The sequence below is a fragment of the Nonomuraea thailandensis genome (assembly GCF_024172165.1).
Classification (GTDB): domain Bacteria; phylum Actinomycetota; class Actinomycetes; order Streptosporangiales; family Streptosporangiaceae; genus Nonomuraea; species Nonomuraea thailandensis.
On sequence record NZ_JAMZEB010000001.1, the window covers coordinates 352,534 to 373,944 of the forward strand.

At 70.4% G+C, this 21,411-nt stretch carries 23 protein-coding genes; 15 read left to right on the forward strand and 8 right to left on the reverse strand.

What is annotated here, in order from left to right; genetic code table 11:
- Positions 1-89 precede the first annotated feature (89 nt).
- Entirely contained in the window at positions 90-1,205 is a 1,116-nt protein-coding gene (locus HD597_RS01650; RefSeq protein ID WP_308210560.1) for a sensor histidine kinase, read from the reverse strand.
- A gap of 1,530 nt (positions 1,206-2,735) precedes the next feature.
- On the opposite strand from HD597_RS01650, the gene HD597_RS01655 reads away from it, so the two are divergent.
- Complete coding sequence (locus HD597_RS01655) at positions 2,736-4,835, forward strand: HEAT repeat domain-containing protein (RefSeq protein ID WP_253739811.1); 2,100 nt, start codon at positions 2,736-2,738, stop codon at positions 4,833-4,835.
- A 50-nt stretch (positions 4,836-4,885) separates the two neighbouring features.
- On the opposite strand, the gene HD597_RS66530 is transcribed toward HD597_RS01655, so the two are convergent.
- From HD597_RS66530 to HD597_RS01665, 3 genes are all read right to left on the reverse strand, one after another.
- A complete protein-coding gene (locus HD597_RS66530; RefSeq protein ID WP_372513349.1) occupies positions 4,886-5,242 on the reverse strand; it encodes an NUDIX domain-containing protein in 357 nt (118 codons plus the stop codon).
- Complete coding sequence (locus HD597_RS01660; RefSeq protein WP_253739813.1) at positions 5,184-5,438, reverse strand: hypothetical protein; 255 nt, start codon at positions 5,436-5,438, stop codon at positions 5,184-5,186. Before HD597_RS01660 ends, HD597_RS66530 begins: the two co-directional genes overlap by 59 nt.
- Positions 5,439-5,819: 381 nt before the next feature.
- Entirely contained in the window at positions 5,820-6,608 is a 789-nt protein-coding gene (locus HD597_RS01665) for a P-loop NTPase family protein (RefSeq protein ID WP_253739815.1), read from the reverse strand.
- Here HD597_RS01665 and HD597_RS66535 point away from each other — a divergent pair.
- On the forward strand, positions 6,501-6,977 hold the full coding sequence (locus HD597_RS66535; protein WP_372513324.1) for a tyrosine-type recombinase/integrase: 477 nt from the start codon (positions 6,501-6,503) through the stop codon (positions 6,975-6,977). The two genes, HD597_RS01665 and HD597_RS66535, sit on opposite strands and share 108 nt — an antisense overlap.
- A gap of 161 nt (positions 6,978-7,138) precedes the next feature.
- On the opposite strand, the gene HD597_RS01675 is transcribed toward HD597_RS66535, so the two are convergent.
- Together HD597_RS01675 and HD597_RS01680 are read right to left on the reverse strand one after the other, a co-directional pair.
- Complete coding sequence (locus tag HD597_RS01675; protein WP_253739818.1) at positions 7,139-8,494, reverse strand: helix-turn-helix domain-containing protein; 1,356 nt, start codon at positions 8,492-8,494, stop codon at positions 7,139-7,141.
- Between the two features lie 229 nt (positions 8,495-8,723).
- Positions 8,724-9,935 carry an IS701 family transposase gene (locus HD597_RS01680; RefSeq protein ID WP_253740332.1) on the reverse strand — a complete coding sequence of 404 codons (1,212 nt, stop codon included), beginning with the start codon at positions 9,933-9,935 and terminating at the stop codon, positions 8,724-8,726.
- A 168-nt stretch (positions 9,936-10,103) separates the two neighbouring features.
- On the opposite strand from HD597_RS01680, the gene HD597_RS01685 reads away from it, so the two are divergent.
- On the forward strand, positions 10,104-10,364 hold the full coding sequence (locus HD597_RS01685) for a transposase (RefSeq protein WP_253739820.1): 261 nt from the start codon (positions 10,104-10,106) through the stop codon (positions 10,362-10,364).
- A 16-nt stretch (positions 10,365-10,380) separates the two neighbouring features.
- Here the strand turns inward: HD597_RS01685 and HD597_RS01690 are convergent, their stop codons facing one another.
- Both HD597_RS01690 and HD597_RS01695 read right to left on the reverse strand, forming a co-directional pair.
- Positions 10,381-11,298, reverse strand: a complete 918-nt coding sequence (locus HD597_RS01690) for an IS3 family transposase (RefSeq protein WP_253739367.1) — start codon at positions 11,296-11,298, stop codon at positions 10,381-10,383.
- 2 nt (positions 11,299-11,300) lie between these two features.
- Positions 11,301-11,663 (reverse strand): transposase, encoded by a 363-nt coding sequence (locus HD597_RS01695; protein WP_253739365.1) that lies wholly within the window; start codon positions 11,661-11,663, stop codon positions 11,301-11,303.
- Between HD597_RS01695 and HD597_RS01700 the strand changes: the two genes are divergently transcribed.
- From HD597_RS01700 to HD597_RS01755, 12 genes are all read left to right on the forward strand, one after another.
- On the forward strand, positions 11,581-12,360 hold the full coding sequence (locus tag HD597_RS01700; RefSeq protein WP_372513325.1) for an IS5 family transposase: 780 nt from the start codon (positions 11,581-11,583) through the stop codon (positions 12,358-12,360). The genes HD597_RS01695 and HD597_RS01700 overlap by 83 nt on opposite strands.
- 208 nt (positions 12,361-12,568) lie before the next feature.
- Positions 12,569-13,018 carry a 6-pyruvoyl trahydropterin synthase family protein gene (locus HD597_RS01705; protein ID WP_253739822.1) on the forward strand — a complete coding sequence of 150 codons (450 nt, stop codon included), beginning with the start codon at positions 12,569-12,571 and terminating at the stop codon, positions 13,016-13,018.
- Complete coding sequence (locus HD597_RS01710) at positions 13,015-13,737, forward strand: 7-carboxy-7-deazaguanine synthase QueE (RefSeq protein ID WP_253739824.1); 723 nt, start codon at positions 13,015-13,017, stop codon at positions 13,735-13,737. The genes HD597_RS01705 and HD597_RS01710 overlap by 4 nt, the downstream gene beginning before the upstream one ends.
- Before the next feature lie 51 nt (positions 13,738-13,788).
- The gene (folE, locus tag HD597_RS01715) at positions 13,789-14,445 is read left to right on the forward strand and encodes a GTP cyclohydrolase I (RefSeq protein ID WP_253739826.1); all 657 of its coding nucleotides are present in this window, start codon (positions 13,789-13,791) and stop codon (positions 14,443-14,445) included.
- Entirely contained in the window at positions 14,445-14,990 is a 546-nt protein-coding gene (locus HD597_RS01720; RefSeq protein ID WP_253739828.1) for a phosphoribosyltransferase, read from the forward strand. The genes folE and HD597_RS01720 overlap by 1 nt, the downstream gene beginning before the upstream one ends.
- Complete coding sequence (locus HD597_RS01725; protein WP_253739830.1) at positions 14,987-15,814, forward strand: class I SAM-dependent methyltransferase; 828 nt, start codon at positions 14,987-14,989, stop codon at positions 15,812-15,814. The genes HD597_RS01720 and HD597_RS01725 overlap by 4 nt, the downstream gene beginning before the upstream one ends.
- Positions 15,811-16,521 carry a thymidylate kinase gene (locus HD597_RS01730; protein WP_253739831.1) on the forward strand — a complete coding sequence of 237 codons (711 nt, stop codon included), beginning with the start codon at positions 15,811-15,813 and terminating at the stop codon, positions 16,519-16,521. Before HD597_RS01725 ends, HD597_RS01730 begins: the two co-directional genes overlap by 4 nt.
- Positions 16,511-17,587, forward strand: a complete 1,077-nt coding sequence (locus HD597_RS01735) for a radical SAM protein (protein WP_253739833.1) — start codon at positions 16,511-16,513, stop codon at positions 17,585-17,587. Before HD597_RS01730 ends, HD597_RS01735 begins: the two co-directional genes overlap by 11 nt.
- Positions 17,584-19,122, forward strand: coding sequence for a DegT/DnrJ/EryC1/StrS family aminotransferase (locus HD597_RS01740; RefSeq protein WP_253739835.1), 1,539 nt, complete (start codon positions 17,584-17,586; stop codon positions 19,120-19,122). Before HD597_RS01735 ends, HD597_RS01740 begins: the two co-directional genes overlap by 4 nt.
- Positions 19,123-19,159: 37 nt before the next feature.
- Complete coding sequence (locus HD597_RS01745) at positions 19,160-19,591, forward strand: nucleoside/nucleotide kinase family protein (RefSeq protein ID WP_253739836.1); 432 nt, start codon at positions 19,160-19,162, stop codon at positions 19,589-19,591.
- Between the two features lie 53 nt (positions 19,592-19,644).
- Positions 19,645-20,364 carry an HAD family hydrolase gene (locus HD597_RS01750; protein WP_253739838.1) on the forward strand — a complete coding sequence of 240 codons (720 nt, stop codon included), beginning with the start codon at positions 19,645-19,647 and terminating at the stop codon, positions 20,362-20,364.
- 28 nt (positions 20,365-20,392) lie between these two features.
- Positions 20,393-21,361: a phosphoribosylaminoimidazolesuccinocarboxamide synthase gene (locus HD597_RS01755; RefSeq protein WP_253739840.1), complete on the forward strand. Its 969-nt coding sequence runs from the start codon at positions 20,393-20,395 to the stop codon at positions 21,359-21,361.
- Positions 21,362-21,411 lie beyond the last annotated feature (50 nt).

Genomic DNA, 21,411 nt, shown 5'->3' on the forward strand with positions numbered 1-21,411 from the left:
TGACGACAGAAAGGGTCCGATCGTTCGTACGGAAGAGGCGATCTCCACCCGCGCCACCACCCGGCCCGAACTCGACAAGGCCGACTAGCTCATGGTCTTGCACCGCCCCGAAGCAACCCACCCAGCAGACAGTGACCCGGCACGGGCTCACGTCGGCGCCACGGCGCTCTCGCCCTCGGCGAGCACCCGGCACACGCTGGCCACCGAGGGGTGCTCGCCCCTGTTCTTGCCGGGCCTCCTGGAGGGCTGGACAACCACAGTTTGCCGTCCAGCACGGCCACCCGGTCGGCCAGGCCGGTCAGTCCGGTGCCGCCGCGCGGGTCCGCGCGCCCGTGCCCGTCGTCGCTCACCTCCATGACCAGCAGGTCCTGCCGTAGTCGTGCCCTCACGGTGATCGCGCTGGCGTCACTGTGCTTGAGGGCGTTGGCCAGCGCTTCGGAAACGGCGAAGTAGGCGGTCGACTCGATGTGGTCGGGCAGGCGGCCGGGCAGGTCGCTCTCTATCCTCACGGGGATCGGAGACTGATCGGCGAGATCACGCAGTGCCTCGGTCAGGCCGCTGTCGGCGAGGATCTGCGGGCGGATGCCGTGAATGAGTTCACGCAGCTCGGCCATGAGCTGCTTGGCCTGGTCGTGGGCATCTGCGACGCTGCGTGCCGAGGCCGAGTCGCTGGGCAGGTCGTGCCGGGCCAGCCCGAGTTGCAGGGTGAGGCTGATCAGGCGCTGCTGGGCGCCGTCGTGCAGGTCACCTTCGATCCTCCGGCGCTCGGCCTCGAAGGCACTGACGAGGCGGGCGCGGGAACGCGTCACTTCGACCAGCCGGGCCTGCAGCTGATGGGCCGGGCCGGTACCCAGCAACGCCGCCGCCATCACCGCGTGCCCACCGGCGGCGAGGGCCAGCAGGTAGGGGGCGGCCAGCAGGATCACCAGCCCGGCCAGAGTGTAGGGCAGCGCCTCCTCGGCGGTGCTCACCTGACCGAAGCCCAGGGCCACCGTGCCGCCGCTGACCAGGCTGAGACTGAACAGGAACGCAGCGGCCAGCAACAGGAGCGAGGCGAGGCAGCCGTACAGCACGGGAACGGCGGTGGCCAGCACGATCGTGTACGCCAGCGCACGCCAGGTGGCCGCGTCGGTGTACCGGGCACGCAGCCATGCCCACAGGCCGGATGCAAAAGGACGGGCGGGGCCCGGGTTCCTGCGCGGAATGCCAGACCATCGACAGGCGGGCCCGCTCCACCGGAGCTACGGCCAGTGCCACCAGCGGTCCCAGCGTGGCGAGCAGGACGCCGCCGAGCGGCACGAGCAGCATAGTCCGCCCGACCGGCTGGATCCTCCCGTGCAGGCCATCACTGATCAGCACCAGCCGGGGCAGCGCGAGCACGCCCAGCGAGAACGCGGCCGTGCAGGCCACCGGCAAGGTCGTACAGGCGTAGCCCGCCGATCGCCACGGCCACGCACTGAGCAAGAACCTGCGCCAGAAGATCGCCTCCAGCGCGGTGCGTGGCTTCCGCGTCCCCATGGGCGCCACCCTAGGTGCCCGCAGCGAGCCGTGCCCACACGCCTGATCGTAGTAACCCAGGTGGGGCCGGCCATACCTGCAGAGGCTGTCTGCTCGTAGTGCGGGCAAGCTCGACGCGCTGGTGGGCTATCGCCATGAAGCCAACGTCCCTGCCCGCCCGGATCGGCGCCGTCGCCTGGATCGTGCGAGGCCCAGGAGCGCAGGTCCGAGCGGGAGAACCAGCCGGACACCTTGCGCAGGTCCTTGAAAGTGATCGTGCCGGTGACCGTGTTGCCGCTCCTGCTGCCCTTCCGTAGCAGCGCCGATAGCGTGGCGGGCTCGGTGGGGTTGAGCACCTGGTCGTACTCGCTGGGCATGCCGCCGCCGGGCACCTTGAGCCAGGTCTTGCCCTGTAGCGGACGCCATGGCCGGGGACCAGCTTGGACTTCAGCACGCGGACGGGATCCTTGGGTGCGGTCTGGGCCTGGGCGGGGCGGTTCCGGCCAGGAACGCGCCGCAGACGACCGGCCGGTGGCCGTTCAGCCGGGCTCGCCGAAGTCCGTACTCGATCCGCTGGCAGTGCTCACCGTGCTGGGCGTCCGCGAGTTACAACCGGTTCCCTGGCAGTAGCCGTGGCTGACAATGAGCTGACCGCGCAGGACTGTAAAGGCTCCCGCTTCGACGCCAACGATCACACCCCGGCAGGTGGGGCAGAGCAGGGACTCGGCTCCCGGAGGAAGGCTCTTGATCCGGTTCTCCTGCGTCAGATTCGCTCCGGCAGGTGCGATGGAAGGAGTGGGACTACCGGGGACGTCGGACACGATGCTGAGGGCAGGCGAATCGCTCATGGGATCACTGTGCCGCATCGTACCGACATTTCTGAAACTGCAGGAGAAGAGGTACTTGGACCAGGGCCATGTCAGGCCGGCGAGAAGAGTCACGGTCGCGCGAGCCCACCCGCGTCCCGGAGAACTCTGCATCACCTGGAGAGGCGCTGCCGGGGATTCCCGCGATATGGCCTGCTGCGGGCGGTCATGCTGTACCGAGGAGAGGAGCAGCGTCGTGGGGCGGATCGCCAACACCGCCGTCGCCGCAGCGAGGGCGGCCGCCGGGGTGAGCCACACGGTCCGGAAGTTGTTCATCGCCGCACGCTCCCGGCAAGCGGCCGGGCAAAGCCAGAGCCAGTTACGGTGGCGTGCCCATCGTCCCGGTCGGTGTGATCCGGCATAGTGCGGCACATGTTTGACGGACTGTACGACATCGACTGGTCGTCCATGGAACACGCCTACGGCTCGGCCGGCGAGATACCGGAGCTGATGCTGGCGCTGCGTTCGGCAGACCGGCGGGAACGGCACCAGGCGCTGGAGCAGTACTACAGCGCCGTCCACCATCAGGGAGGCGTGTATCCCTGCACGACGGCGAGTTTGCCGTTCCTGTTCGAGCTGGCCGGTGATCCCGCCACCCCTGATCGGGCCGCGATCGTCGGACTTCTGGTCAGCATCGGCACGGTGGCCGTGGAGGAAGCCGAGCAGGAGTACGCCGACCTGGTCGACTTCGCCGGCGCCGCGGCGGTGATGCGCGCGCGAGCGCAGGCGTTCGTCGCCTTCGCCGCCGACGCCGACCCTCTGGTACGTCGGCGCGCGGTGGCGGGGCTGGGCCTGTTCCTCGACGATGCGGACCGGGCCCTGGCGCTGCTGCGCGAGCGGCTGGCGGCCGAGCCCGGCCTCACCGAGCGGCTGCAGGTCCTGAACGCCGCGGCGCTGCTGGCCACGCGCCTGCCGGCGGCGTGGGCCGCCACCCTGGCGTGGCTGGCCGACCTGGCCACCGACCCCGCCACCAACTCCGCAATCGATCCCGGGACCCGCCTCGCCGCCGTGGTGCACCGCGCCCGCTGCGCCCCTGAACAGATCAGGGAAGAAACCGTGGCGGCCGTGATCGAGCTCCTGCGTGAACTGCAGCACGAGCTCACGCCGGATGAGACCTGGTGGGCTGAGCCACCCAGCCGGATGAGCCCGGCGGACGGGACACCGCCGCAGGTCCTGGCCGCCTTCGACGACCTCGACCGGCGCGATCGCGTGCACGCCCTGACCACGGATCTGCTGCAGACGTTTCATCAGGCCTTGGATGCCCGAGTGCCCGAACGGACGGAACTGCTCGCACAGCAGTCCTGCAGCCGCGACCCGGGTGCCCGCCTGGACGCGATCCGGATGAGCGGCGAACTGATCAACACCTGGCGCGGAGACCACGGGCTCCTCGTTGAGCTGATCGCGCGCCACCTCGGACCGGCCGGCCAGGAAGGGCCCTGGCTGGAGGTGGCTGCGGAGGCGGCAGCCGTCCTGCAGCTGTGCCATCCAATCGCCGAACCCGCCCGGGAGGTCCTGGCCGCCTACGTGCTGGCGCAGCGCACGGCGCACGGCCCGCAGGTATGGGCCACACCTCGGCCGCGGCTGGCCCGCGCTCACCAGCAGGCGGTTCTCGCGCTCGCCCGGCTCGGCGACATACGCGCTGTGCCCAGCCTGCTGGCCGCGCTGGACAGCGGCGCCGACGACTGGCGCGCGGTCCAGGTGGCCGGTTGCCTGCCGGCGGCCGCCGATCAGCTCGTGCCCCGGCTGTGTGAGCGGCTGCGCCGTCTCGACCCCGGCCAGAGCGAGCTGCGGATGCACGCCGGACCGGTGCTGTCGGCCCTGGCCGCCCTCGGCGACCGGTCCGCGCTGACGCTGATCACCGACACTCTCGCCGCTACCATCCGCCATAAGCAGTGGCCGACCACCTGCGCGGTCCTGCACGCCCTGGCGGCGTTCGGCCCCGCGGCGGCCCCCGCCCTAACCCAGATCCGCCCCCTCACCACCGCCGCCAACCCCGACGTACGATCCGCCGCGGTGGCCGCGCTGTGGGCGGTCGGCCGCGACACGGCAGAGGTCCTGCCCTTGCTGCATGACCTGCTCGACGGCGATCGGGTCTCCTGGTTGTGGGAGGCCGCCGACGTGCTCGCCCAGATCGGCCCGCCCGCCGCCGCCACGCTGCCTCGCCTGCGCGAGCTTGCTGATGACGACTACGAATGGGTCAGCGTCCACTGCGCGACGGCGCTGTGGCAGATCAGCGGTGAGACCGAAGCGCCGGCCGTCCTGGCCACGCTGCTGCGGGCGTGGGAGCGCAACCCGTCGACGGGCACCCACGTGGTGGCCTGCCTGGACCGGATGGGGCAAGCGGCCGAACCGGCTCTGCCGATGCTGCGCATGCAGCTGGCGCTGCCCCGGCGCATCGGCCGGTGGGAAGGCATCGCCGAGGACGAGGAGCTCCAGCGTGCCGGTCGCGCCATCATCGGACGCTGTACCTGAGCCGAGCACGGGAGCGGGGCGTTCGCGGGCCTTCGGTCACCTCGCAGCGCTCACCGCAGCGACACTGCCGGCCAGGCGCGCGGTCGGCAGATCCGCCGGTGGCCGCCACGCGAACGCCGTGACCTCCTCCCTCTGCAGCGTGATGGTCGGCTCCCGGGCCCAGACGGCGAACCGGAAGTCGGCGTGCAGGTGCGCCGGTTCGCCGTCTGGGCCGGATGCGCGGGGATGGCATGGACGTCGACGTCTACGGCGATCGCGTCGAGCTCCTGCGGCCCGGCCGCAGGCTGCCAGAGCAGTCCGGTCTCCTCCCCCAGTTCACGCAAGGCCGCGCCGTACAGGCTGTGATCCTCAGGCTCCAGGTGCCCACCCGGCAGCAGCCACCGGCGCAGCGTGCGATGGCGGATCATCAGCACGCGGCCGGCGTCGTCGATCGCCGCGGCGCTCGCGGTCACGTAGCGGCAAGGTCTGGCGGGAGGCGAGATCCTGCCCGCCGCCACCGTCGGCCAGGGCCTGCGCCAGCGGGTCGACATCGCCGGCGCGTTCAGGGTGGGCGTCGAGGTAGCGGCCGAGGGCGGCGGCGAGCTGCGAGCGGGTGACGGTCATGCCACCCCATGCAAGTGCTTCAGCCACGTCGTCGCAACCGAGTGCCGGAGTTCGGCGCAACCTCCCCCATGCCCGGGCCGACCCCACCGCGCACACCGGCCACGTCGCTGCGGGCTCCTCAAGGGAACGGGTTGCCCCAGCCGCGCTGGAGTCGCGCGAGCGCCTCGCACACGTGCAGAAACGGGCTCCCCCGGATTGTCCTGGCGCGGCCTGCGCCTGGCCGCCCACTCTCGTCCGGTGCGTCATCGAACGAACCGAGCCCGCCCATCGCCTCGGCCTGGGCCGAGCTGAACACCAGCCGGACCGCTGTGATGAGGCGGGGCCGGCCATCACGACCGGCGATGCCGCAAGCGGCAACGCCGCCGAAGCGTCAAGCGCCGATCACAGCACCAGATGCGGACGGTCCTCTCCCGAGGGTGCGTCAGAGGCGGTTCCGCAGGCTGTGGGCATCCGGCCATGCTCCACGACGGGCGATCCGATGTCGCGGCAGATCCGCTGAATCGTCTCCTCCAACGATGACTCTTGAGGGATCAGGGCTTCCCCGGGCAGGCCGAGCCAGTCGTCTTGGACGTACCACCCGGCCATGTCCTCAGGCGTGAATTCGGCGGCCTGCGGTCGCGTGGCATGCCGGTGGAGAGTCTCGGCGAACTCGACGTCGAGCCAGTAGACCAGGGCGCGCCCGGGATGCTGGTCGATAAGCCGCTGCAGCGCGGCCTTGTAGCGCGCGCCGACCATGATGCCCTCGACCAGGACGACGGGCATCCTGTCCAAAAGGTAGGCGGCCATGTGACAGATGAAGTCGGGGGCCATTCCTCCGGGAACGTCCAATTCTCTCAGGATGTCCCTCCTGAGCTGATCTTGGCCGATCCTGGCGGCGACTCCCCTCCCCAGCCGGGTCTGGATGGCCTTGGCGATGGTCGTCTTGCCGCTTGCGGAGTTCCCCCGCAGGATGACGAGGGTATTCGCTTTCATGTTCGCCACGTAGCCGATCCAACCATCCGGGCCGGGTAGCTGGCGTGTCGTGGAACCGCATGTCACCGACAGGTGAGGAAAGCGGGTTTCGTGGGCGGCGACATCGCGGTCTGGCCGCATCTGCTCCGGCACACCGCAGCGACGACTATGTTGCGCCAGGGCACCCCGCGGGACGTGGTCCAGGAACTGCTTGGCCACGTCTCCGCGACGTCGATGCAGCCCTACATCCACGTGGCGATCAGGACAAGCGCGGCGCCGTCGAGCGGGTGGCGAGGCAGTTTCGGGGGCGATGATGACCACCAACCTGGCCCGCCAGCCGCTGCAGCAGGAGCAACCAGCGATCGGCTTGGACCTGCCGGCCTGGAGCGAGTGGCTGCAGCAACAACTCCGCACCCCGTGGCGAACTCAGGAATGGGACCCAAATGCGTGGATGTTCACCGCCGATCCCGATCACCCTCAGACCGCGATGCGCGCATGCCCGACCGCCGCCTGCCGCAACGTCATCAAGGGGAGCCGACAGCGCAGCTTCTGCCAGCCCTGTCAGAAGGCCACCTTCTTCTGGCCTGAGACCTTCACACCCCGCTGCGGTGATCCCGCCTGAGATTGAGGAGGCCCGCGCCGCCACGACGCCGTTCCTGCACGTGCTAAGGACCTGACGTAGGCCGCTCAGACAAGAGGCGTTCATGTCCGCCCATCCGACGCGTCACCTGCCGCCCGGAGCGGCAGGCTCACACACTGACAAGAGCGTCATGAAACGTCGCTGCGGTGGCGTGACCTGGCCATGCCTGGACAAGATCCTTGTCCAATGTGCGCAACTCACGCCAGATCCGCGCCGAGCCGGTCTGCTGAGCCGTCGCAATCGTCTCCAGCCCCAGCGTCGCCGCCCGTGCCGGGTCGGTAGTCGCGAGGGCTACGGCCAGCTTCGCCGTGAGGTGGCCCCGATCGCGGACGAGGCGGCCCGAAGTGGCCGCGATCTGCTCCTGCAGAATGGAGGCCGCGGTGGCGACCTGGCCAGCGGCCCGGTAGCAGACCGCGCTCTGCTCGCGCAGGGTCGCCAGGTCGTAGTGGTGCAGGTACACCGGCACGTCCGGCTGGCGTACCTGCGGATGATCCTTCAACGCCTCACCGGCGTCGTCCAGCAGCGCGAAGCACGCGTCCGCCTGTCCGAGCATGACCAGGCCGCGCGCTTGCTGCTGGGCGGCCAGCGCCAGCAGCTTCGGCTCCACCTCTGCCGGGTTCCGGCGGGCGGCCGCGGCGAGCTGGACCACACCGGCGTAGTCGCCGCCCAGAGCGGCGATGTTGGATTGGCGCACCAGCGCGTACGCCGCCATGTTGGCGTCGCCTGCGCACTGCGCCCATTCCGCCGCCCGACGCGTCCACTGGGTGGCCGGTTCCAGCTGGCCCAGGTCCTGGTACAGCCACCCGGCCATCTCGCCGTAGTGGGACAGCACCTGCAGCAGTGGCTCCGCGTGTGCGCCTGCGGCACCGCGGCGGAGTTCGTCCAGCACGTCGATCTGTGCCAGGACCGGCTTGAGGAGGCTGCGCGGGCCGAGCATCTTGTCGGCTGCGTAGTGCTCGGCCAGCACGCGCCGGAAGTACGCGATCACCTCGGCGTCGACTCGGGCGGGGGAGGTGATCGCCTGTGCCACCCGATCCACCTGGTCGGCGTCGGCCAGCCCAGGCATCGCGGACGAGAGCACGCCGGCGGCGAGCAGACGGCCGAACTCGCGTCGCGACAGAGTCACGTGGACACTCCTTCCCTGTACCTGAAGCACCAGCATGACCTCCTGTCCGCCGGTGGCGCTAGCCAGCCTCGCCGACAAATGCGATGGGTGCCCGATATTGGCCGTCCGCCGCAACTCCACCAGAAGCCCTCGGGTGTCGAACAGCGCGTCCAACGCCGCGGCGTGCTGCTCGGGAAGGAGGTACTCGCCCCTCTCGGCGCGGCCCAGCCAGCCGAAGTCGTAGTGGGTGAGCGTGGCGGTCTGGCGAAGCGACAGGCCGGCCTTCGTGCGCTGTTGCCGCAGGACCTGCCCCATCAGGTGGGCTGCCCACGCGCGCCGCTCATCTACCTGCTCAGGCACGTCGACCAACTCCTCCGCCGTGTCGCGGCCTGTGGCATGCCACAAGGCTGCCACAGCGATCCTCTAGTACTACAGTCATGTTTTGTGATCTAAAGTTGGATCTTGTTGTGGCGTAGCCAGCGTTTCCAGTAGTGGCTGCTGCGGGCGCGGGCTTGGTGGGCGCGTCGGAGATGTGACCAGCCCATGGCGCGTTGCAGGATGTCGCTGATGGGGTGGGTGACGGCGCTGGTCAGATGTGCCAGGAGACGGCGGATCTCGGCTGGGGTGAGGGGGACCAGGCCGCACGTGCTTTTGGGGCGTGGGCGGCGGTGACGGCCAGGTAGGCGTGGGCGAGCATGGCCAGGGTGATGTGGCGGTGGCAGCCGTCGTAGCGGCGGACCTGGTACTGGTCCAGGCCGACTTCGTTCTTGGCGGACTGGAAGCACTCCTCGATGGCCCATCGGGAACCGGCGATGCGAACGAGCTGGTCCAGCGAGGTACCCGCGGGTCCGAAGCACAGGTAGTAGGCCATCTCCAGCTCGCCTTGATCGTTCGGGGTGAGACTGCGGCGGACCAGGAGCCAGCGCTGGAAGCCGCCGGGTCCGCCCAGGTGGTCGTCGGTGTGGGGCGGCAGGGTCGCCATCGCCCAGTCATACAGGCGCGGCCCCTTGGCCCCATCGCCCGCCGACAGGCGTTTCCATGCCTGCTCGGGGGCGTCGGCGGTCACCGCGTCGGCTCGTGAGCCGGTGTTGCCGTAGCCGATACCGGTGCCGAGCGACTGGCTCCTGGGCACGGCGACGACGTAGCCGACCTCGCGTTTTTCCAGGAACAGCCGGAACTTGTGGTCCTGGCCGTACGCCTCGTCCGCGCTCACCCACGAGGCGGGCACGCCACTGTCCAGTGCCCGACCCAGCATCGCCGCCGCTAGCGCCGGCTTGGTGGCGAACGACACACTGTCGGGGATGCCGGCCTGCGCGCACCGGGCCCGATCATCGGTCCAGGACTTCGGCAGGTACAACTCGGCATCGAGCAGCGCGCGCCCGCGCGGGGTTGCGTACACGAGAAACACCCCGAGCTGGCAGTTCTCCACCCGGCCAGCCGTTCCCGAGTACTGTCGCTGCACCCCGGCTGAGCGGGTGCCCTTCTTAATGAACCCGGTCTCGTCCACGACCAGTACCCCGCCCGGATCTCCCAACTGCTCGACCACGTAATCACGCAGGTCAGCACGGACTTCCCGAGGGTTCCACCGCACGTTGTTCAGCAGCCGCTGCATCCGATGCGGCTGCGCATCACCCGCAGCCTCGGCCAATTGCCAGCCGTTCTTCCGCTCCACCGGCGCCAGCAGCCCGACCAGATACGCCCGCGCCTGCCGACGCGGCTCCACCCGCCCGAAACGGCTGGCCACCCGAGCGAACAGCTCATCCAGCCCCGCCGCCCACGACTGGAGATCCTCAGACGTCACCACATCCGACACGGATCCGACTATAGATCACAAAACATGACTGTAGTACTAGGCCGTGTTTCAGAAGTGACTTGAGTGGCGGTTGCTCGAGGTGTTCGTAGATCGACAAAAGAAGAGGTCTCCGGTAGATGAGTCAACGACCAAGAAGACCATCTGCACGGAGACCTCGTGGACACCTTACCGGTGGCCGGGCGGGCTGATCTGACCGATGCGCAGTGGGCGGTGCTGGAGCCGCTGCTGCCGGTCGGCCGCAAGCCAGGGCGCCCGCCGACCTGGACGAAACGGCAGCTCATTAATGGGATCCGGTGGCGGGTTCGGGTGGGGGCGCCATGGCGGGACGTGCCGGAGCGGTACGGATGCTGGCAGACGATCTACGGGTTGTTCCGGCGCTGGCAGCGTGCCGGAACCTGGCAGCTGTCAATCCCCTGAAAGCGTGGAGACGGTTCTATGCCACAGCGGTCCCCAGCAGGGCCGATGAGGCGTGTCTCTTCTCGATCATCAGACGTTCGAATGTGATGGGCGGCAGGCCGTCGTTGGCGCTGTGCCGCCGGGTGGTGTTGTAGAAGTCGGCGATCCAGGTGGCGATCTTCAGGCGGGCCTCGGCCCGAGTGCGGAACCGGTGGCGGTGCACGTACTCGACCTTGAGGGTGCTGTTGAACGCCTCGGCCGCGGCGTTGTCGAGCGCGCAGCCCACCCGCCCCATGGACTGGACCACGCCCAGGCGCCGGCACAGCTCCTGGTAGCGAGCAGCCGTGTATTCCGACCCGCGATCCGAATGAAAGATCACTCCGTCTACGTCGCCGCCGCGGGTGGCCACCGCCATCTGTAGTGAGGCGCAGGTCAGCGCGGCGTCGTGGTGCCCGGACATGGCGTAGCCGAGCAGTCGGCGGGAGAACAGGTCCTCGACCGTGGCCAGATACAGCTTGCCCTCGCCGGTGTCGATCTGCGTCACATCGCCGCACCACAGCACGTCCGGTGCGACTGAGTTGAACGTGCGGCGGACCAGGTCCGGGGCGGCCGGCCGCTTGCCTTGGCGGGTCAGCGAGCGCGGTTTGCGCCGCTTGCGGGCGACCAGGCCGAGCTCGGCCATTCTGGCGGCGACCGTGTTCTCCGAGATCCGCCAGCCCGCCGCATGCAGATCACGGGTGATGCGCGGCGAGCCGTAGGTGCCGCCGGAGGCCTCGAACGCGCGGGTGATCTCCGCATCCAGGTCGGCCCGCCGGCGCTGCCGGGCGGTCGGCGCATCGTCGCCGATGCGGTTCTTCCACTTGTAGTACCAGGACTGCGAGACGCCCAGCGCCCGGCAGGAGACGGTGTGGTCGATGTCGTGCTCGGTCTTCTGGGAGCTGATGAAGGCCGCCACGCTTATCGGCCCATCGCCTCTTTGACCCACAAGACCACGGAACGCTTGAGCACGTCACGCTCGTCTTCCAGTTCGGCGCGTTCTTTCTCCCAGGCCGCCTTCTCCTGGGCGTGCTGCTTGACCAGCGCGGCCTTCTCCCGCCGCAGCCGGGCCAGCTCCTCCTGCTCCGACTCCTCCAGCGTTCCGCTCCCGTTGCCGTTGTACTGCTCGTCCAGCCGGTCCATCTGCACCCAGTTGTGCAGCGTGTACGGGCTGATTCCCAGATCCCGCGCCACCTGCGCGATGGGTTTGCCGGTCTCCTTCACGATACGCACCGCGCCCGCCCGGAACTCCGGATCAAAGCGCCGCCGCGTGACTGCTGCCACGACCAAACCTCTCCCGGTTCGGTCTCCACGCTACGAGGGGAAGGCCACAGCAGATCCTGACCGTCTTGCAGGCTCAGGCGGACGCGGCTGGGCTGATCACGTGGGATGTGAGTGTCGACTCCACCGTCTGCCGGGCTCATCAGCACGCCGCCGGGGCGCGGAAGAGGGGGATCTGCAGGTCGAGTCGCCGGGCGGGGTGCAGGAAGAGCCGGCCGATCACGGGCTGGGGCGTTCCCGGGGTGGCTTGAGCACCAAACTGCACCTGGCCACCGAGCAGGGCCGCAGAGCACTGTCGATCGTGCTGACGGCCGGGCAGCGTGGTGACAGCCCGCAGTTCACGGCGGTCTTGGAGGGCATCCGGGTGCCGCGCCTGGGCGGGGGCCGGCCCCGTACCCGGCCGGACCGGGTGCTGGCCGATAAGGCCTACAGCTCGCGCGGTAACCGCCGTTACCTGCGCAGGCGCGGCATCAAGGCCACCATCCCGATCAAGCTGGACCAAGCCGCCGCCCGGCGCAGGAAGGGGACGAAGGGCGGCCGGCCACCGGCCTTCGACCCCGAGTCCTACAAGCTGCGTCACGCCGTGGAATGCGGCATCAACCGGCTCAAGGGCTACCGGGCGGTGGCTACCCGCTTCGACAAGCTGGCCGTGCGCTACGAAGCGACTGTTCATATCGCCGTGATCGACACCTGGCTATGAGCGCACCACTTCTGAAACACGGCCTAGGCGACCGCTTTCAACTCCATGACAATGCGTTACAGGGCGTTGATCGGAGCGTAAGCCTGGAGGTCAACGAACGCAGCGGTTTTCATCAGACCCTCACCCCACGGCCACAAGCCGTGTCGCAGCATGAGCCGCCTCACGTCGTCATCGTCGTGATCCGGCCGGCAGCAGAACGGAGACCACGATGACATCGCCCCGCCTCTCTGCAGCTCTTGTCGGAACGCATCCTGAACTGCGCGACCTGGGCGGCGTCGGAATCACCATCGGCAAGACCTTTACCTTCGAGGCGGCTCACCGCCTGAACGGGCTGCCCGACGGGCACAAGTGCGGCCGTCGGCACGGCCACAGCTACCAGGTGACCGTCGAGCTCACCTCCGACGAGCTCGACGGCCCAGGATTCGTCACCGACTTCGGGGACCTGGCGCCGTTCGCCGCCTACCTCTCCGAGCACTTCGACCATCGCGACCTGAACGAGGTGCTCACGGTCGAGCCGACCTCCGAACACCTGGCGCTCCATCTGGCCCGATGGTTCCTCGACAACGTGCAGCCGGGCATTCCCGGGCGGTTGGTCGCCGTCACCGTCAGCGAGACCTCGAAAACGTGGGCGCGCTGCACGGTGGGAAACGCCACATGACCCGCACCGCGGTATCCGTCCCCTCTCGCGACGCGACGCTCCGGATCGCCGAGCGCTTCGGCCCGACTCCGCAAGGGGAGGGGCCCAGCGCCGGGCAGCCCGCGCTGTTCATCCGGCTGTCAGGCTGCAATCTGTCCTGCAGCTGGTGCGACACCCCGTACACGTGGGACGTCAGCCGGTTCAACCTGCGGGAGCAACGCCAGCGCGTCCCGGTCGCCGACCTGGCCGCGTGGGCGCTGGACCACCCTGTGCAGCTGATCGTCGTCACGGGCGGAGAGCCTCTGCTGCAGCAGCGCCACCTGCCCGCGTTGGCCGAGCCGCTGCTGAAGGCCGGCCGCCGCCTGGAGATCGAAACCAACGGCACCGTCACGCCCGATCCGGCGCTGTTGGTGGATGGGCTGTGCTTCAACGTCTCCCCGAAACTGGCCAACGCGCACGTTCCACGCGAGCGGCGCATCAAGCCCGCCGCCCTGGAAGCGCTGTCGGCCAGCGGGCAGGCGGTGTTCAAGTTCGTCGCTCGTGACCTGGCCGACCTGGATGAGATCGCCGAACTCGCCGAGCGCTTCGCGATGAAGCAGGTGTGGGTGATGCCGGAAGGCGTCACCACCGACCACGTACTGGGCCGCGCCCACCTGCTCGCCGAGGCGGTCATCGCCCGCGGCTGGTCGCTGTCCCTGCGTCTGCACGTCCTGCTGTGGGGTGACGAACGTGGCCGCTGACAGCCATCGCCCCGCGCCCGCCTACTCCACCCCTGGAAGCGAGGAAGGACCATGACCACCAACGCCGTGCGGCGCCCTGAGACGGCGCACCTCGGCCGTGCCGTGTCGCAGCCGGGCGAGGAGATGCCGGTCTCGACGGTGAACACGCCGCGCGTGGCCGAGCTCGTCCGCGAACTACTCATCGCCGTCGGAGAGGACCCCCAGCGCGAGGGGCTGCTCGACACTCCGACTCGCGTCGCGTCCTGGTGGCGCACCTTCCTGTCACCGGACCCTTCGGCGATGGCGACCCGCTTCACCGAGACCCATGCTAGCGACCAGCTCGTCGTGGTCGGCGGACTGAAGGTGTGGTCCCTGTGTGAGCACCACCTGCTGCCGATGCAACTGGACGCGCACGTCGGCTACCTCGCCAACGGCACCGTCCTGGGCCTGTCGAAGTTCGGCCGGATCGCGCAGCGTTACGCCGGGCGGCTCCAGGTGCAGGAGCGCTTCACCCGCCAGCTCGCCGAGGAGGTGGCCACCGCCATCGCCGGCCCGGATGTGGCCGTCACGGTGCACGGCGTGCACCTGTGCATGAGCATGCGTGGCGTGCGGATGGAAGGCGCCCGTACCTCCACCGTCCACGCCGCCGGCCGGTTCAGGACCGATCCGCTGCTCTCCCAGCAGTTCCTCACCCTGACCACCACCGCCGGCGGCGGAGGGGCGGTGTGATGCCGATCACTCCTCGGCGGTTCGCTGCCGCGATCCTGCCGACGGCGGCAGGGAACGACGGACCTGCGCTCACCCACCTGACGTGGCCCGGAGTGGAGGAGCTCATCGGCCAGATCGCCGAGGCGATCAGGAACGACGGCGCCCCCCAGACCCTGGTCGCCATCCTGCGCGGTGGGGCCATCCCGGCCGTCTGCCTCTCCCACCGGCTCGCGCTGCGGGACGCCCGGATGGTCGAGATCACCCACACCGCCGACGACAGCACCAACGCCGCGAAGACACCGCGGCCCCTGGTCGTCAACCCGGCCTCGCTGGGCGACCTCACCGGCCGGGACGTCCTCATCGTGGACGACGTCGCCGGCACCGGCGACACCCTCGCCGCCGCAGCGCGACTGGCCGGCGACGCCGGAGCCGGACGGGTGCGGACCGCGGTGTGCGTGGTTAACGAGGACAACTGGACCGGCCGCCTTCCAGCTGAGGCGACCATCACCTACATCGGCACGACCACCCGCGCCTGGACGGTCTTCCCCTGGGAGGGGCACCCGTGAACACCAGCACTGATCAGCTTCCCGAGCAGTTCCGCACCCGGCCCGGGACCCCCATGATCGGCCCGTACAGCGTCAACCAGATGGACGACTTCTACGCGGCGCTGCACCGCGGGGAGGCCAAGCCGTCGGGGCTGATGAACCTGATGCAGCACCTCATCGTCGCCGAGCGGTGCGAGCCGGGCGCGACGGTGCTGGACGTGTGCTGCGGTCGCGGGCTGGCGCTGCCCCTGCTGCACCGGGACGCGCCGCAGATCGGACGCTACGTCGGGCTGGACATCAGCCCCGACAACCTGAACGAGGCCCGGGAGCGGATCGCGTCCGTACGCGAGACGTACGGGGACCTGTTCCCGATCGACCTGGTCGAGTGCGATGTGGCCGAGCCCTGGCCGCCCCTGCCCGCCTTCGACGTGGCGCTGTACACTTCCGCGCTGGAGCACCTGCCTTTCGACCTCGGCGCGCGCAGCTTGGCCAGCACAGCGCAGGCGCTCGCCCCCGGCGGGGTGCTGTATCTGTCCACGCCGCGGGGCTTCGGCCCGCGCCCGCGGCCGCTGCAGTACCGCGTCCATGTCTGCGAGTGGTCACGGGAGGAGGTGGAGCAGGTCGTCGGCGAGGCCGGGCTGCTCATCGAGGACGTGATGGGCCTGCTGCCGCCCGAACCGGACACGGTGGCCGGCGAGCTCGCCGACCGGTACGGGCCCGGGGTTGCCGGCTGGTACCGCGACCTCTCCCAGCGCGTCCCCGCGGCGCTGCTGGACACGATCTCGGCGGTGTCGGCGCCGAAGACGGCGACCGAGCTGCTGTACGTGTGCCGGAGGCCCGCATGAACACCGCCGCCCGGCCCGCACCGCGCCGCGACATCGCCCGGCCGCTGTGGGTAACCATCGAAGGCATCAACGGCGTCGGCAAGACCACCGCGGCCCGCGCGGTCGCCGCCCGCCTCGGTGAGCGATGCCTGCTGCTGGACGAGATCACCGACCAGGCCGGCAACACGCTGACCGGACGGGTGATCGCCGCCCTGGCCGCGCGGGACCCCGTGTGTCTGCGCGCCGGCCACCCGGTCGCCGAAACCCTGGCGCTGCTCGCGCTGAAGATCCGCGAGGCCGAACTCCTCGCCGCCCTGCCGATCACCCCTGAGGTGGTCATCGAGGACCGTGGCGTCGACACCGTCGCCGTCTACCAGGCCGCGATCCTCTGCGAGCAGACCGGCGACGCCGACCCCGCTCACGTCGCCCGGCACATCCTCGCCACGATGGCGGCATGGCTGCCCCGGCCGGACGCCACCGTGCTGCTGACCGGCGACCGCCAGGTGTGCATCCGCCGCTTCGCCGACCGGATCGCACGGACGCTGGCCCCACCGGACGTGCGCGTGATCGAGCAGGCCGACGCCCTGTATGCCGGGCTGGCCGCCGCCGAGCCCGGCCGCTACACCGTGATCGACACCGCCGGACGGACGGCCGAGGCCGTCGCCGGCGCGATCACCGCGGTCGTGCAGGACCTCGCCAAGCAGAGGGAGGCCTACCGTGCCGCCTGATGAGTTCCCGCCGCCTGACGCGCGCCGGACGCCGGATGCGACCCTGTTGTGGGGGCTGCGCTCGCCGTGCGCGTTCACCTGCCCCCACTGCTACTTCGGCACGATCGAGGAGCACAAACAGCAGGGCTTGCCCACCGAGGCCGGCGTCCTGTCGCACCTGTCGCGCACCGACCTGCCGCCCCAGACACTCAAGGCGTTCGCGCGGACCCTGGCCGGTTCACCAGTCGGCCGGGTGGTCATCGCCGGCGGCGAACCGCTGGACTGGCCGGCCACGCTGGACGTGATCGACCTCATCAAACAGGCCGGCTGTCAGGTCGTGATCGCCACCAACGGGATCCCGCTCACGCGCCCGCCGGTGGTCCAGCGGCTGCTCGATCTCGGCGTCGACGGCGTTTCGGTCTCCCTGGACAGCGCGGACGCGGCTGTCAACGACCGGCTGCGCCCCTCACGGTCGGGCCGCTTCGGCTACCACGACGTCGTGGCCGGTATCGGTGCCCTGCTGGATGCCCGGGGCGAGCGGCACGCGCCCCGGGTGGGGATCTACACCGTGGTGATGCGGGAACGCCCGCAGGAGATCACTGACATGGCCCGACTGGCCGACGGACTCGGCGTGGACTACTACGTCCCCCAGCCGATCTCCCTGGCGCCCGATCACCAGCTCTTTTCCGTCCTGACCCACCGGCCCGATGACGTCCCGGCCGTGGCCGGGCAACTCAGCCGCCTCTACGACCAGCCGGGAGGATTGGCGCTGCCGGACCCCTCCTACGTCCAGCGCTTCATCGACGCGATCTCCACCCAGGACAGCGGGCACGTGCCCGACTGCTTCGGCGGCGCCCGCCTGTTCTTCATCCAGCCAGACGGCTCGGTCTGGGACTGCCCGTCCGACCGCCGGATCGCCGCCACCCCGGCCGCGCGTCGGCGCACCATCGCAGGCGCCGACGCGCGCCTGCTGTTTGCCGACCGGCCCGCGTGCACGAACTGCACACTGTTCAGCCGGGACTGCGTGAACATGTGGCCGCTCGTGCTGGACATGCCGCGGCTGCTGAACGCGAGGGCCGTCCGATGACGCTCCCCCAGGTCGCCGGCGGCGCACAGCTGCTCGCCGAGCAACTCGCCGCCGTACTCAGCCAGATGCCCGACCCGAGCGGCGGCCCGGCCGCCGGGCAGCTCGAACGTGAACTGGCCGAGGCGTTCGGCGTTCCGCACGCGGTCGCGCTGTCCTCCGGCACCGCGACTCTGCACGCCGCCCTGTCGGCCTGCGGCATCGGCCCCGGCGACGACGTGCTCGTGCCGGCGCTGACCGTCATCATGACCGTGGCGCCCCTGGCCGCGCTCGGAGCAACGCCGGTGTTCGTCGATAGCGACCCTGCCACCCTGGACCTGGACTACGACGACGCGGCACGCAAGCTCACCGCGCGGACCCGGGCGATCATTCCGGTGCACCTGTGGGGCCGGATGGGCGATCCGGCGGCCCTGGCGGCGTTCGCCTCTGAGCATGGGCTCGCCGTCGTCGAGGACGCCGCGCAGGCGTCCGGCACGGCGCGCCACGGGCAGCGTGCCGGCACGGTCGGCACCGCCGGCTGCTTCAGCATGAAGGACGGCAAGATCCTGTGGAGCGGCGAGGGCGGCTTCCTGCTCACTGCCCGCCGCGACGTGGCCGAGCACGCGGCCGCGTTCCGCAGCCACTGGCAGCCGGCACCTCCTGGCCAGGCCGCGCATAGCCGCCTGGCCACCAACGCCCGCCTCGCCGCTCCCCTCGCCGTGATCGCCCTGGCCAACCTCCGCCGCCTCCCCGACCTGGTGAACCTGCGCCGGGCCCAGGCCGGGCGCCTGCTGCACGCCCTGGAGCAGGTGCCCGGCCTGGCCGCCGTCGCCCCCGCGATGGGCGAGGAGTGGAACGGCTTCGCGGCGCTGCTGCACCTCGACCTGCCCAGCCCCCGGGGATTCGCCGAACGCCTCGCCCAACAGGGAGTGCCGAACTCCACCGGCAGCTTCCGGCTCGTACCGTGCGACAGGCGGCCCATGTTCACCCTCAGCGACCGGCCGTGCCGCGGCGCCGCGGAGATCCTCGATCGCACGCTCGCCGTCATCCTCACCGAACGCGACACCGAGGCCACCCTCGACCGCTACGCCGCCGTCATCGCCCGCGAGGCCACCGCATGGACGGCACGCTGCCGCACCCCGCGCACGTCCCCGGCCAACACGCCTGGAACGCCCCTGCCGGCGCCGCCCGCCTCACCTCCTGAACGGACCCTGCCACATGACGATCACACCGGTACGCCACTCCTGCACCCGCGGCCCGCTGATCGCGATCGAGGGCATCACCGGAGTCGGCAAGACGTATCTCACCCACCGCGCCCTCGAGGCGCTCGATGTGCTCGACGGCCAGGCGCTCGACGAGACTGTGCCCGGTGCCAGGCCGCTGCTGCTCGACGGGTTCTCCCAGCGGGCCGACGGACGGCCCGGCTTCGGCGAAGCCCTGCTCGGCGCCCTGCGGGAGGCCAGCGCGGGGGACCCGTTCCTGCGCGGCGGCACACCGTTGGCCGAGACCTGGCTCCTGCTGGCCATCAAGCGCTACGATCTGGACACCGTTGTCGCTGAGCTGGCGCGCGGGCGCGCTGTCGTCGAGGGCCGAAGCGTGGACACCACGGCGGTGTGCCAGGCTCTGCTGCTGCACCCCGACACTCCCGGCTCGGCCCTGGAGACGGCAAGGGCACTGCTGGACTTCGCATCCGCCTACCGGCCCCTGCCCGATCTCACGATCCTCATCACCGACGACGCCCACGCAGCCATCGCCCGCACCCAACAGCGTGACCAGCGCGTCCTCACCTCTGAGCAGGCCAGGTTGATGGAAGAGGCGTGCGCGCTGTACGAGCGCCTCGCCACCACCGACCCGGCCCGCTACCGGGTCGTCGACCGGCGCACCGTTGACGAGCGCCAGGCGGCCGAGCTCGTCCGGGCCTGGATCCACAACGCCAGGACCGGCCTGGACTGCGTGCGGGAGCCGTGGCAGGGCCCAGAGGCGCGGTGCATGTGCTGCGGCCGCCGCGCGGATCTGGCGCCGGCATGACCGAGGCAGCCCGTCCCTCACGCTGCCTGGGCCGGCCCTGCGCGAGGTGCTGCGTGTCGGCGATCCCCGACGGCATCGAGGCCCTGATCCTCGACTTCGACGGGACCCTCGCCGACACGACACCCGGCCACGAGCAGGCGCTACGAGCGGCGCTGCAGCCGCACGGCCACGACCTCGACCACGACTGGTATCGCCGGCACGTCGGCCTGCCCATCCACGACCTGCTGGCCGCGCTGCCGGGCGGCCAGCAGTTGCCCCACGACGAGATCATCCGCGCCAGCCGCGCCCACCTGCTGGCCACTGTGCACCACATCACCGCCATCGCGTGCGTCGCGGAGCTCCTGCACGCCGCGCGCCGGGCCGGGCTGCACTGCGCCGTCGCCTCAGCGGCCAGCCGGGTCCTCGTCCATTCCGGGCTGGAGGCTCTGGGACTGAGGCACGCATTCGCCACCGTCGTCGCGCGCGAAGACGTCACGCACGGCAAGCCGGCTCCCGACCTGTACCTCGCGGCCGCCCAACGCCTCGACGTCCCGCCGAACCTCTGCCTGGCCGTCGATGACGCTCCCGACGGCGTCGCCTCCGCCCGCGCCGCCGGCATCCGGCACGTGATCACGGTGGCCGACGGTCACCTGGCTCCCACCGGCGACGGCACGACAGCGCGCGCACGCCGGTTCGCTTCAGCCGCCGGCGAGGTGGCCACCGCACCGCACGACACGGGGCCGGGCACCGGGCCCGGCAGCACGCCGCCACGATGCACAGATTCCGCCCGATGACGGCACAAGTCCGTCGCACCAGGGGAGCATGATGCCCGTCCTCCACTCGACCAAGAACCTCCAGATCGTCGAACCTCCCACGACAACCCGGGAGGGGATCGGCCGCTTCGAGTGCACCGACACCTACACGGTGTTCCACTACGGCCGGATGCCGGACCTGATCCCCGGCAAGGGGGAGGCGATCTGCCGCATGGCCGTCTTCAACTTCCGCATGCTGGAGGAGGCGGGCGTGCCCACCCATTTCCGCCGGTTCATCCCTCCGGCCACGATCGAGTTCGACCTCGCCCGCGTCCCGGATCCGGCTGCGGGGCCGCCCGCGCCGGGCGAGCGCAACTACCTCGTTCCCGTGCAGGTCCTGTTCCGCAACGAACTCCCGCAAGGAAGCTCCGTGCACCGTCGGCTCGCCGACGGCGAGCTCACACCGGCCGTGATCGGGCTCCGCACCATTCCCGCGGCCGGCGCGAAGCTGGAACGCCCGTTCATCGAGTACGCCACGATGCTCGACGACGTCAACCGGTTCATCAGCCGGGGCGAGGCCCAGCGCCTGGCCGGGCTGAACAGCGAGCACTTCCAGGCGATGCACGACACCGCCATCAAGGTCAACGAGGTACTGACCGGGCACGCCGCCAAGGTCGGGCTGAGCCACTGCGACGGCAAGGCCGAGTTCCTGCTGTCGAGCGATGCGCGCCTTGTACTGGCCGACAGCCCGGGCACACCCGACGAAAGCCGCCTGATGTACAACGGCGTGCACTGCGGCAAGCAGGTCCTGCGGAACTGGTACGTGGCCAACGGGCTCGACATGCCAACCCGCCAGCTGATCGCCGACGGAGTGCCCCGGAGCCAGTGGCCCCAGCCGGCGCCCCTCCCGCCCGAGTTTCTGCCGGCGATGTCGGACCTCTACCGATCTCTGAGCGAGACCTGGACCGGCGAGTGCCGCTGGAACGCGCCGGACCTGCACGCCGCCACACAGGCGGTCAGCGACCTCATTGGTCAATGACGGCACACGACGACCAGCATTCAGGCATGCTCCTCGATATGGCGGGCGCG